The 12,611-nt window shown below is 43.2% G+C and carries 8 protein-coding genes; all 8 read left to right on the top strand.

Annotation, left to right across the window (positions count from 1 at the left end; translation table 11 throughout):
• Positions 1 to 195 precede the first annotated feature (195 nt).
• A complete protein-coding gene (locus WFI24_RS01125) occupies positions 196 to 1,998 on the top strand; it encodes a sensor histidine kinase (RefSeq protein ID WP_336758114.1) in 1,803 nt (600 codons plus the stop codon).
• Positions 1,976 to 3,523: a response regulator transcription factor gene (locus WFI24_RS01130; RefSeq protein ID WP_336758116.1), complete on the top strand. Its 1,548-nt coding sequence runs from the start codon at positions 1,976 to 1,978 to the stop codon at positions 3,521 to 3,523. The genes WFI24_RS01125 and WFI24_RS01130 overlap by 23 nt, the downstream gene beginning before the upstream one ends.
• A gap of 231 nt (positions 3,524 to 3,754) precedes the next feature.
• Positions 3,755 to 5,326, top strand: coding sequence for a glycosyl hydrolase (locus WFI24_RS01135; protein ID WP_336758117.1), 1,572 nt, complete (start codon positions 3,755 to 3,757; stop codon positions 5,324 to 5,326).
• A 65-nt stretch (positions 5,327 to 5,391) separates the two neighbouring features.
• Positions 5,392 to 7,554 carry an alpha-galactosidase gene (locus tag WFI24_RS01140; protein WP_336758118.1) on the top strand — a complete coding sequence of 721 codons (2,163 nt, stop codon included), beginning with the start codon at positions 5,392 to 5,394 and terminating at the stop codon, positions 7,552 to 7,554.
• A 184-nt stretch (positions 7,555 to 7,738) separates the two neighbouring features.
• A complete protein-coding gene (locus WFI24_RS01145) occupies positions 7,739 to 8,698 on the top strand; it encodes an ABC transporter permease (RefSeq protein WP_221821403.1) in 960 nt (319 codons plus the stop codon).
• A gap of 15 nt (positions 8,699 to 8,713) precedes the next feature.
• Positions 8,714 to 9,652, top strand: a complete 939-nt coding sequence (locus tag WFI24_RS01150) for a carbohydrate ABC transporter permease (protein WP_336758119.1) — start codon at positions 8,714 to 8,716, stop codon at positions 9,650 to 9,652.
• 66 nt (positions 9,653 to 9,718) lie between these two features.
• Positions 9,719 to 11,398: an ABC transporter substrate-binding protein gene (locus tag WFI24_RS01155; protein WP_336758120.1), complete on the top strand. Its 1,680-nt coding sequence runs from the start codon at positions 9,719 to 9,721 to the stop codon at positions 11,396 to 11,398.
• A gap of 35 nt (positions 11,399 to 11,433) precedes the next feature.
• Entirely contained in the window at positions 11,434 to 12,396 is a 963-nt protein-coding gene (locus WFI24_RS01160; RefSeq protein WP_336758122.1) for a glycosyl hydrolase, read from the top strand.
• Positions 12,397 to 12,611 lie beyond the last annotated feature (215 nt).

Raw genomic sequence — 12,611 nt, forward strand, 5'->3', positions numbered from 1 at the left:
AAACTCGATATGAAATGACTCTGACCTACTACTGAACCAATCGGACCCTCTCGATCCCATATAAAATGTTTCATTGACTATTCAAAAAGAGAAGAGTAGATTTGGCTTTATGTTAAAAGGAAATATTATAATATTAATCATTTGTGAATTTCATCCAAAATTATCGGAACTAAATTTAGGAAAGAGGCCCGTATTATGCGCTTTATCCGAATACTAAATGACATCAGACTTAAAAGTAAGCTATCATTAATCTTTATAACCGTGGCCGTACTCCCGCTTTTAATAAGTGGTATCTATCTAACAAGCAAGCTGAAGGAAGTCATGATCCTGAATGCCGCTGAACAAGCAACCAATAACGTGGAGCGTGTACAAAAAAGGACCGAGGAAGTTATCAATGTAGCTATTGATATTTCCTATCAACTCTCCAATGATAACCGAATGAAGTCCATAGCAAGCCGCAATTATGAAAGTTATAACGAAGTTATCCAAACCTATCGTCAATATACTGACATTCGAGATTATATGCGGCTGTATAAGGAAATAAAATCAATTCGGTTATATACGCCTAATTCAACGATGCTCAATAATTGGGAATTTATGCAGCCAGAAGACCAAACGAAACAGTCTGAGTGGTATAGATCCGCCTTGAGTCAAAAGGGGCTTGCAGGTTGGGACTATATTCAGGATGAGCGTGATCATAGACATTATCTAAGTCTGGTTCGAAAAATCAATCTGGATGAGTTGAAAAATGAAAGTGTTTTGGTGATTAATGTGAATTCTGATTTGCTAAACTCTATTCTATCCCAAGAGACTTTCTCAACGATGATCGTGGATGACAACAACAATATTGTGGCAGCAAACCGCCCTGATCTCTACGGTAAAAACCTTGCCGCTGTGCATGCCGGGAGTAATATGTTGTCTCAAACGGAGGGCAGCTATGAAGCTATCATGGATGGGAAAAATTCGAAAGTGGTCATTGCAAACATAACTCCACAGAATAGCTGGAATGGACTACGTATCATTTCCGTTTTTACCGTGTCTGAGATTCTACATGATGCAAACGCTATCATTCGCTTGGCTACATTTGTTATAGGTGGATGTCTAATCATCGCAGTTTTGCTTGTTTATGTTTCGGCATCATTTATTGCAAGAAGATTGCTTCGACTTAGTAAGCACATGTCCCGAATAGGTACGGTGTCCTGGGATACTTATCTTGACCTCGATGGAAAAGATGAAATCGGCCAACTCTCCAGACAATTCAATGATCTGGTTCATCGAATCAGTGAACTAATGTTGGAAGTGGAAGAGAGTAACCAGCAGAAACAGACACTATTACAAAAACAAAATGATATTAAATTTAAGATGTTAGCGAGCCAGGTCAATCCCCACTTCCTGTTTAATACACTTGAGTCCATTCGAATGGAAGCACATCTTCGTGGGGAAGAGGGCTTGGCCCAAGCTGTATGGCAGCTTAGCGTGTTGATCCGAAATAGTTTAGAGGTCGGAAGTCGCCAGATTCCACTTTCGGATGAGTTAAATATGGTTCGGTGTTACTTGGAACTTCAAACATTCCGGTATGAAGACCGACTTCAATACATTATGGAAATCGACCCAGCAAGCGTACACATTGAAATTCCCCCACTTATCATTCAACCTTTGGTTGAGAACTCGATACTCCATGGGTTAGATCGCAAAGAGGGTCCAACGTTGATCACGGTTCGAACGAAGGTCAACGATCAGGGGATGTTATTTGTAGAAATCCAAGATGATGGTGCGGGTATTCCTCCAATGAAAATGAAGACGTTACAAAAACAGTTAATGAACTCCGATGAAGCTGGAAATCGTATTGGTCTCCGTAACGTGAACGACCGATTAGAACTTACCTACGGTATACGTTCAAGGCTTTCAATTGAAAGTACAGAGGGCATAGGCACCTGCATCACATTTTGTATTCCGAAGGAGGGAGGGGAACCTAATGTTCTCAGTGATCATTGTTGATGATGAACCCAAACTACGTTTGGGGTTGCAAACGTTAATACCTTGGAGGGAATTGGGATTTGAAGTGATTGGAACGGCAGCTGGTGGAAATGAGGCTCTCCGAATATTCGAAGAAACGATTCCCGACGTATTGTTGGTTGATATACGTATGCCAGGCATGGACGGATTGGAACTCCTTCAGCAGATCCGTCACCGTGGCTGGATCAGTCATGTCATTATACTCAGTGGTTACGCCGATTTTGAGTACGCGCGGCAAGCTCTTCAATTCGGTGTTGAAGCATATCTGCTCAAACCTGTAAACAAGGAAGAACTTTCAGCATCGCTTCAAAAGATTCATGAACAACTCTCAAAACTGCAGGAAAAAAGTATGTTACAAAAGACAAATACGCCAGAATGGATACTTTACTCTTTACTATCTGGAAGAAACGCTTATGAGGATTCCTTTTTGATTGAAAGGTCCGACTCATTTGAGGTGAGTTGGAGAACATTTCAAATTCTTTTGATTGGGTTTTCAGGTTCACATCAAGAAGAAAGCGAACAGATTCATAACTTCAAGAAGGTACTGAGTAAAACGTATACTTTGGAGCGTAAAGGGATCGTTTTATATTTTGCTCCATACATTGTCCTTTTGCTTGGTGATGCTCCTGTTGGCGAATTGGGATGGAATGAACTTCACAAGAATCTCCAGCTGTTATCAGGAGAACTTCGATTTGAAATGGACGTAGCGATAGGCCAACCTGTTCGTTCTCTAGAAGAAATCATTTATTCTTTCAAAACTGCACGATCCCTTCTGGAGCGGAGTTTCTTTTATGAGAGAGGGAGGTTGCTAACAGAGGAAACAACGGAAACCTTTCAAAAAGAAATCGCTCAAACTTCCGTATTATCTCTATCAAGTAAGGAGGAAGAAGCTTTCAGGTTGCATTATCTGGTAGATGTTGGGCATGCAAGTGCGATTTCTTCTTTTTTAAACGAAATAGCATTACAACAAGTAGCTAATCAAGCTGATGAAAAGGAGATCCGTGATCGTTTCTTCTACCTTGCTAATGAAACGGTTCGAAAAATTCATTCCCGTGTCTGGTCTTTAAGCGATTATCCAGGAGACCCGGCGCAATTCCTTGGTGAAGTATATCATTCCCGATATATTCAGGATCTCGTTGACCGTATTTCTGTTGTTATGGAGAGGCTCGCTCGATGCGCAGATTACAATAGTAAAGACAATGAAATGAAGCGATTGCTGGATTATATGGATCGGCACTATGGGGAGAACTTAAGGTTAGAAATGCTTGCCGTATTGTTTAATTACAGTAGTTCCTATCTGGGCCAACTATTCAAAAGTCACACAGGGGAATATTTCAATGCCTATCTTGATCGGATACGGATTCAAAAAGCGAAAGAATTACTGGCTCAGGATATGAAGGTTTACGAAGTGGCTGAAAGGGTAGGATATTCAAACGTCAATTATTTCTATACCAAATTCAAGAAACTAGAAGGGGAGTCGCCTTCTTTTTATCAAAAAAAACAATAATTTTAAACAAACTCCTCTACTAACGGAAGTAAACAAACCGGAGGGGAGTTTTCTAATCTCTAAATGAAAAGAAATATGATTTTCTGAAAATACAAATGATTTTAGAATGAAAGGATTTAAGATTTGTGATATGTCCGAGAGCCTCCTCAGCCAATATAGTTGATACGAAAGGAGGGACCATAACAAATGAAAGCGATAACAGGAATGTAATGAACGGAGGGGAGGCATAAAATGAAGACTAAATCAGGTTCAATGATAAGGTATGCAGCGTCAAATAAAACCTATCTAATGTTAGGATCGGCCCTTTTCTTTTTAGGCATCATCATGTCGAGTTTCACTCATTCCAGGGTGGAAGCAGCCGTTACGGTACCCGGATTTGTTGTTGAACCTAATCAAACACAAGCATTAATAGTAACATTTAAAGATGCTCAGCTAGAAGGGTACGGGATTGAGAAACGGGACGAGAAAACTGCCAAAGCAATGGACAGATCATATGATGGTAAAGGTTACATTTCTTATTTTTTTGAAGAGGATAATTCAGCTAAAGGAAGCGCTGCGTTCAAAGTTGAAGCACCGGAAGATGGCCTGTATGAGTTGAGCTTGGGATATTACATTCCAGAAGGGAATGGGGACAAAACGACCTCTATTCAAGTGAATGGTTCAGGTGCTGGTGAATTGACGCTTAATGCTCCCAACCCAGGGCAGGTCCGTGCTGAAAAAAAGGTGACCAAAGTGCTTCTGAACCAAGGCAGCAACTCCATCCAAATCTTACGGGGGTGGGGATACTATGGCATTGAGTATTTAAAACTGGAACGTGTAAATCCCAATGTTTCCAAACAGCAAATAAAGATGCATACCTTGAGTAATTCCAAAGCAACTCCGCAAACGAAAGCACTCTTGGATTTTATGACCAGCCAGTATGGAAAGAAGATGATTTCAGGACAGCAAACACTGGAAGATGCGAAGTGGATCTACAAGCAGACAGGAAAATTCCCTGCATTGGTTTCCAGTGATTTAATGGATTATTCTCCATCCCGTGTTGAAAACGGAAGCACCTCAAACGAGGTGGAGAAGATGATTGAATGGTACGAACGTGGAGGAATAGTATCATTAAGCTGGCATTGGAATGCGCCGAATGGAATAGGCGGCAACGAACCGGGCCGCGAATGGTGGCGAGGTTTTAATACCGAGTTTACGACCTTCGATGTAGAATATGCCCTGAATCATCCGAGATCGGAAGATTACAAGCTTTTAATTCGAGACATTGATGCCATTGCTGTTCAGTTGAAGCGATTACAGGATCATAACATTCCCGTACTTTGGAGACCACTGCACGAAGCAGAGGGCGGCTGGTTTTGGTGGGGAGCCAAAGGGCCCGAACCTGCCAAAAAATTATATAGACTAATGTACCAACGTTTGACCGATCACCATCAGTTAAACAATCTCATTTGGGTTTGGAACTCTGTGAAGGAGGAGTGGTACCCGGGCGATGATATGGTCGACATTGTAAGTATCGACGTTTACAATCCAGCGGGCGATCATAGCCCAAACATTGCCAAGTATGATGAACTCTTGTTTTTGGGCAAGCACAAAAAACTTGTAGCGCTTGCAGAAAACGGGCCTATTCCGGATCCTGATCTGCTCCAGACTTACGGCGCACATTGGAACTTTTTCAATACCTGGACTGGCGATTATCTGCGCGACGGAAAAACGAATACAAAGGAATATTTGAAAAAGGTATACAATCATGACAACGTAATCACGCTAGATGAACTTCCCGAAGGATTGTATGGTAGTCCCTAAATCGAAAAGGAATACATTTTATTATTGAGCAGGAACAATCTAGTTTAACAGGAGTGAATCATGTAATGGCTATCTATATTAACGAGTCACAGCATATTTTTCATCTGCAATCCCGTGTAACCAGTTATGTTATTCAAATCGTAGACGGCTTTCCATTACTGGTATATTGGGGACAAAGATTGTCCGAGAAAGGAAACCTTGAAAAACTTGTACCAGGTCTGGAAAAAACGGAGCTAGGCTCCATGCCTCATGAATATCCGCAATATGGAACAGGTGACTTCAGATCGCCTGCCTATCAAGTTCTACTTGAAGACGGGAGCCGCATTACAGAGCTACGCTTCAAAGGGTACTCAACCGGCGCTGGTAAACCAGCACTTGATGGTCTGCCGTATGTGTATACGGAAACAGACCATGAAGCAGATACCTTGGAGCTAGAACTGGAGGATGCGTACGCAGGAATCACCGTTCTTCTGAAATATTGTATCTTCAGGGATGGTGCTATTACCAGGTCAGTTCACTTTAAGAACAACGGTCACAGCACGATCAAACTTTTACGTGCGCTTAGTGCCAATGTTGATTTGTATGGCAAGAGCCATTATGAATTGTTATATCTCGCGGGTCATTGGGCTCGAGAGGCGCATCTTCAACGCAGGCCTCTAGGCCCAGGAGGTACTAGTCTTGGGAGCAGACGTGGAATGAGCAGTCATCAGCACAATCCTTTTGCGGCTGTCGTTAGCCCGGGAGCCGATGAGGATCATGGGGAGGTTTTTGCTGTAAATCTGGTGTATAGCGGTAATTTCCATGCCGAAGCGGAAGTGGATGCTTTTGGTGTCGTTCGTTTGGGCATTGGTCTGAATCCATTTGATTTTGGTTGGCTGCTTCCTCCTGGCGAATCCTTCCAAACTCCTGAGGCTGTATTGGTCTATTCAAATGAAGGGATCGGAGGCATGTCCCGAATCTATCATCGACTCTACCGGAACCGTTTATGTCGCGGCGTGCATAGGGACAAGGAGCGACCGATTCTCGTGAACAATTGGGAGGCAACTTATTTTAAGTTCACTGCAGAAAAGATTGAAGCGATTGCCGAAGCAGGCTCGCAACTGGGGATTGAACTGTTGGTGCTTGATGATGGCTGGTTTGGCAAACGTGACAGCGACAATAGTTCGCTGGGAGATTGGGTTGAAGATCGGAGAAAGCTTCCTAATGGCCTGCGTGATTTGGCAGAGCGGATTGAACGCCAAAGCTTGCAATTCGGATTGTGGTTTGAACCTGAAATGATTTCACCCGACAGTGATCTATACCGGAAGCACCCCGACTGGTGCCTGCACGTTGAAGGCCGTCGCCGGACGGAAGCCCGCTGGCAATTGGTATTGGATCTTTCACGGCCGGAAGTCCGTGATTATTTGTATGATGCACTGGCTGAAATCTTCACCAACGTACCTGTTTCTTACGTAAAATGGGACATGAACCGCGCGTTGACCGAAATTGGTTCCGCAACGGCTTTACCGGAGAATCAACAGGAGATTGCACATCGATACGTGATTGGACTCTATGATCTTTTAAATAAACTAACTGCTGCATTTCCGGAAATTTTATTCGAAAGTTGTTCCAGCGGCGGAGGTCGGTTTGATCCCGGAATGCTCTACTATATGCCGCAGACTTGGACAAGTGACAACACGGATGCCGTGGAACGCTTAAAAATACAATACGGGACCAGTTTGGTTTATCCCGTCAGTACCATCGGAGCTCATGTCTCCGCTGTGCCGAACCATCAAGTCCACCGCGATACCTCGCTTAAATTCAGAGGGGACGTTGCGATGTCGGGGAACTTTGGCTATGAACTTGATCTGACCAAATTCACAGATGCCGAAAAAATCCAGGTGAAAGAACAGGTTGCCATGTACAAAGAACATCGTTCTCTCATACAACAGGGTGATTTATTTAGACTTCGGAGCCCTTTTCAAGGCAATGAAACTTCCTGGATGTTCGTCTCGGACAATCGATTGGAAGCTATCGTATTTTACTTTCGTGTTTTAGCCAAGCCCAATCCTGCTGCTGATGTACTTCAGCTCAAAGGGTTGAATCATTCGTATACTTATGAGGTGAGTGGAGAGAGTGGACACATGGGATCTTTCGGCGGGGATCGTTTAATGCAAGCAGGCTTGATGATCCCTCCTCTTACAGGAGATTACACCAGTGTATGGTTCAAGTTAAGCGCTACTCAATAAATATGGCGAGGTTAAAAATTCTCTGCATTATATTAATGCAGGGGATTTTTATTATACCAACTTATGAAAACAAAATTTATTTTTCTGAAAACAGTATGGATTATTGAATGAAATCCTACTAGATCTCCGATATGTCGCCAATATAACAATCGTTTTATGATGAGAGAGGAAAGGAGGGAATGAAATGAAAGCGATAACAGAAGAGAGAAGGTTCCGCACACGCAAACACAAAAATTCGCAAAAGTGGAAAGTATTTAAGAATCAAAAATATCTGTACATGATGTCATTTCCGTTTGTGATTTGGGTGTTTGTATTTCAGTATTTGCCTCTGTGGGGATGGACGATGGCATTTCAAAACTATAGACCAGGCAAAGGGTTTTTCGATCAAAAATGGGTTGGATTCGATCATTTCCAAGCACTGTTTCAGGATGAGCATTTCTATTTGGTGCTAAGAAATACACTGGCAATGAGCCTTATGGGGCTTGTTGCTGGGTTCGTGTTTCCTGTATTGTTCGCAGTGGTTCTAAACGAGGTACGAGTTCAGTTTATGAAGCGTTTCGTACAGACTGTTTCTTACCTGCCTCACTTCGTGTCTTGGGTCGTGGCCGCCGGGATCGTCATCAAAATGCTGTCAACCGACGGAGGCGCGATAAACGACTTGCTCTTGGGGCTGAATTTGATTGACCAACCGATACAATTTATGGCCAAGGGTCAACTGTTCTGGGGAATCGTGACGGGAGCCGATGTTTGGAAGGAGACAGGTTGGAACGCCATTATCTATTTGGCTGCCATTTCGGGGATTGGTCCTGAACTGTATGAGGCAGCAAGGGTAGACGGCGCCAGTCGTATGAGACAAATATGGCATATTACACTCCCTGGCATCAGGCCAACAATCATCGTACTGTTTATTATGTCGATTGGCCACCTTGTAGGAATCGGATTTGAAAAGCAATTCTTGCTTGGTAATCACATGGTTAGCGATTATTCCGAAGTATTGGATCTGTATGCGTTGAACTACGGTTTATCCATGGGGAGATATTCTTTCGGTACCGCTATTAGTATCTTCAATTCGGTCATCAGCGTGATTTTGCTGTTCGTCGTGAATGGACTCTTTAAAAAATTCGCTAACGAAAGCATTATGTAAGGAGGAGGAACAGACATGGAAGCATCCGAGCCGACAACTTCTTCCGTCACACCCAAACGACCGAAGATAGGCGCAAAATCTCCCCAAGACTTGATATTTGACACCTTTGTTTATGTTTTCATAGGAATCGTTACGATCGCGACGCTATATCCATTTTTGAATGTGCTCGCCATTTCCTTCAACGATTCCGTAGATACTGTTCGAGGCGGTATTTCAATTTTCCCTAGACAATTCACTTTGGAAAATTATAAGCTCATCTTTAGTTATGAGGGATTGATCACGGGTTTCAAAATATCGGTGCTTCGAACTCTTATAGGAACACTGGCAGGTCTTGTAAGCGGTTCGATGGTTGCTTATGCACTTGCTCGTAGAGAATTTCAGGGAAGGCGGTTTGTCTCCGTATTTCTGGCGATCACAATGTATGTGTCGGGCGGTTTGATTCCAGGTTTTATCTTGATCAAGAATCTGGATCTGATCAATACATTCGCAGTTTATATTTTGCCAGGACTCGTAAGCGCCTTCAATATATTCATCATCCGTTCGTTCATTGATGGAATTCCTTATGCTCTGCAAGAATCAGCCAAGCTTGATGGGGCAAATGATTTCACCATTTACTGGCGAGTCATACTCCCGCTCACCAAGCCTGCTCTTGCAACAGTAGCCTTATTCCTTGCTGTTGGGCAATGGAATTCTTGGTTTGATACGTACCTTTATAATGGTTCCAATGACTCCCTAACAACCTTGCAATATGAACTTATGAAAGTGCTTCAGAGTACCACCACTAATTCTAACAATATACGTGGGGAAAACATGTCGCAACTGATATCACAGGTGTCTCCTGACGCTGTCAAAATGGCGATTACCATCATCGCAACAGTGCCTATTCTCATTGTTTACCCTTTCTTGCAGAAGTACTTTGTGAAAGGCATGACACTAGGTGCTGTCAAAAGCTGATGAGACACTAACCGTAAATGACTTTGTATCCTTAAATTATCTGAATCATGGGGAGTGTTAGTTTTTATGAAAAAGCGAACCCGAAAAACAGCAGTAACACTACTTTCAGCTGGTCTTTTACTCAGTCAGCTCGCAGCCTGCAGTGGAAGTGGTGGCGGGGAATCAGCAAGTCAAGATGGCTCAAATCCTATCACACTTACTTATTTTTCAGAGGATGGAAGTCCTAACTGGAACAATATGAATGACCGTATAGGAAAAGTCATCACAGAGAAAACAGGTGTCGTTTTGGATGCTGAATTCGCAGTGGGGGACCCTGTGCAAAAGGTATCCATCATGGCTGCCACCGGTGAAGTTCCCGATCTCATAGCTGCTAAGGCGGATCTTGGCAAGCTAGTGGATGTAGGTGCAGTTCTTGATCTGACGGACTTGATTGAAGAACATGCCCCAAATATTAAAAAGATGCTTGGCGATAAGATTGTTCGTGCCAAATATAGTTTGGAGGATCAAGCCATTTATGCCATTCCAACTTGGTCTGCTATCGATGAACGTAAATTCAAAGCCGATGGTGGCTTCCAACTTCAACATCGTGTTGTAAAAGAAGCTGGTTATCCTGATATTCGTACGGTAAAGGACTACGAGAAGGTCCTTACAGACTATTTGGCTAAACACCCAACAGATGATAACGGTAACAAAAATATCGGACTAACCATTAATGCGGATGACTGGCATATGTATCAAGTGACGAACATGGGATTTTTTACGACAGGTGCACCGGATGATGGAGAGTACTATGTGGACCAAGAAACTTTTGATGTAACTTATCATTTCCGCCGTCCAGAGGAAAGAGAATATTTCCGCTGGCTGAACCATATGAACGATATAGGTTTATTGGATAAGGAAAGTTTTGTCCAAAAGACGGATCAATTCAAATCCAAGGTTTCATCTGGACGTGTGCTTGGCCTGATCGACCCTGCATGGGACTATGGTGATGCTCAACAGGCATTGAAGGCTGCAGGGAAATTTGACCAGACTTACGGTCATTATCCAGTAACGTTGTCTGAAGAGTACAAGGATACTAATTTCTGGTCCGCTGGGTTTGACGGAGGATATGGGATCGCAATTTCCAGTGAGTGCAAAGATCCCGTAGCTGCAATCAAATTTTTGGATTATCTGGCTTCGGAAGAAGGACAGATTCTGATGAACTGGGGGATCGAAGGACAAGATTACGTTGTAGAGAATGGAAAAAGAACTGTACCGAAGGATGTTCAAGAAAAGATGGACAACGAAGGTAGTGCTTACATGAAGGAATCGGGTCTCGGCCTGTATTGGAACTTATCTGTTCATTATGGTGACGGAATTAAGGACTCAACAGGCAATTATTATACGAAAACGAACAGTGACCTTTTAACGGCTACCTACAGTGCCCCCGAAAAAGATGCTTTGGCCGCTTACAAAGTCGAGCACTGGAGAGATCTTTTTCCAAAAGAAGAAGAGTTTCCTGAAAGAAAAGCCGGGGCGGTTTACAACATTGCTTTGCCAAGCGATAGCCAGGCGACAATATTAATGGCCAAAATGAAGGATATCACATGGAAACGAATTCCCGAAGCTGTAATGGCCAAACCGGAAAATTTCGATAAAGTCTGGGATGAGTACATGGCGGAATTGGAAAAGGCTGGAGTGGAAGAGATGGAAGAGGCTTTTGGTCAATATGTGAAAGACCGTGTTAAACTGTGGAGCGGTCAATAGCATGCAATTGAGAATAGACAGAAAGGCAGGATACGATGAAATCGATACCTTGCAATCCTAATGCATCTGAAGAAGTACGTTCTGTGCTCAACTATTTCCACGAGATTCAAGGGACTGGCATCATTACGGGACAGCACACACAAACCATGGCGCAAGAGGAATTAAACTACATCTATCAAGTAACAGGGAAGTGGCCGGCACTATGCGGATTCGAGCTTCTTGGGTATTCTCCAAACATTAATTATGAGGATAGCGGCGAAGAGTGTTTGCTGGAAGTCGCTGAAAACCAGGATACGCTGCAAAAAGCTTGGAAGTGGACGCAGAAAAGCGGAGGATTGCTTACATTTACTTGGCATTGGTTTTCTCCACTGAACGGACGCGATAAAAGCTTCTATTCGGAGCATACAGATTTTAACGTAAGTAAAGCGATTACGGAAGGAACCAAAGAATATGAAGCCCTGTTGTCCGATATGGACCATATGGCCAATATCCTCCGGGAATTTTGCAACAAACGCATTCCGATCTTGTGGAGACCATTTCATGAAGCGGAAGGCACTTGGTTCTGGTGGGGCAGTAAAGGCCCGGAAATCGCAAAACAATTGTACCGTATCATGTATGAGAGGTATACCCATTATCATAATCTAAATAATTTAATTTGGGTGTGGAACTCACCGTTGGTCGAAGGTTACGTTGGGGATGACGTGGTTGACATTATTTCCAGGGATATGTACCCCCCAGCTCACCAACATACGGATTTACGGAAGGAATATGAGGAACTGGTTGGTGTTACACGAACTCCAAAACTTGCTGCTATCGGGGAGATTGGTCCGATTCCGAGTATTAGAAGCTTGTCAACCTCGCGCATCCCGTGGCTGTGGTTTATGACATGGTCTCAGGATTTTGGTAGGACGGAGAAGTTTACGACAAAAGAGGAGCTGCGCAGCGCGTATCATTGTGACTATGCCATTACGCTGGATAAACTTCCGAAGCTATATTAAATATTCAAAAGCACCTCTTGGCAGCCGATCAGGCGTGAAACGAAGGAAAAGGAACGCAAGTTTGAGTGTGTATCGTGATACTAACGAAAAATAAGGGCGGAGTATATCCGCCCTTATTTCATTGATGGATTCTGATTCTTGACTTAGGAACATTTTGTCCTCTGAAGTCTTCGGCTAAAATCAAAAACAGACCTGACCATTCGTGGCTTTAAGCC

This window comes from Paenibacillus sp. USHLN196 (genome assembly GCF_037144955.1).
GTDB lineage: Bacteria > Bacillota > Bacilli > Paenibacillales > Paenibacillaceae > Paenibacillus > Paenibacillus xylanexedens_C.

Excerpts from the sequence above, each read along its gene's own strand:
- WFI24_RS01140 (WP_336758118.1), top strand. The coding sequence starts at position 5,392 with ATGGCTATCTATATTAACGAGTCACAGCATATTTTTCATCTGCAATCC.
- WFI24_RS01155 (WP_336758120.1), top strand. The coding sequence starts at position 9,719 with ATGAAAAAGCGAACCCGAAAAACAGCAGTAACACTACTTTCAGCTGGT.
- WFI24_RS01135 (WP_336758117.1), top strand. The coding sequence starts at position 3,755 with ATGAAGACTAAATCAGGTTCAATGATAAGGTATGCAGCGTCAAATAAA.
- WFI24_RS01150 (WP_336758119.1), top strand. The coding sequence starts at position 8,714 with ATGGAAGCATCCGAGCCGACAACTTCTTCCGTCACACCCAAACGACCG.
- WFI24_RS01125 (WP_336758114.1), top strand. The coding sequence starts at position 196 with ATGCGCTTTATCCGAATACTAAATGACATCAGACTTAAAAGTAAGCTA.
- WFI24_RS01145 (WP_221821403.1), top strand. The coding sequence starts at position 7,739 with ATGAAAGCGATAACAGAAGAGAGAAGGTTCCGCACACGCAAACACAAA.
- WFI24_RS01130 (WP_336758116.1), top strand. The coding sequence starts at position 1,976 with ATGTTCTCAGTGATCATTGTTGATGATGAACCCAAACTACGTTTGGGG.
- WFI24_RS01160 (WP_336758122.1), top strand. The coding sequence starts at position 11,434 with ATGAAATCGATACCTTGCAATCCTAATGCATCTGAAGAAGTACGTTCT.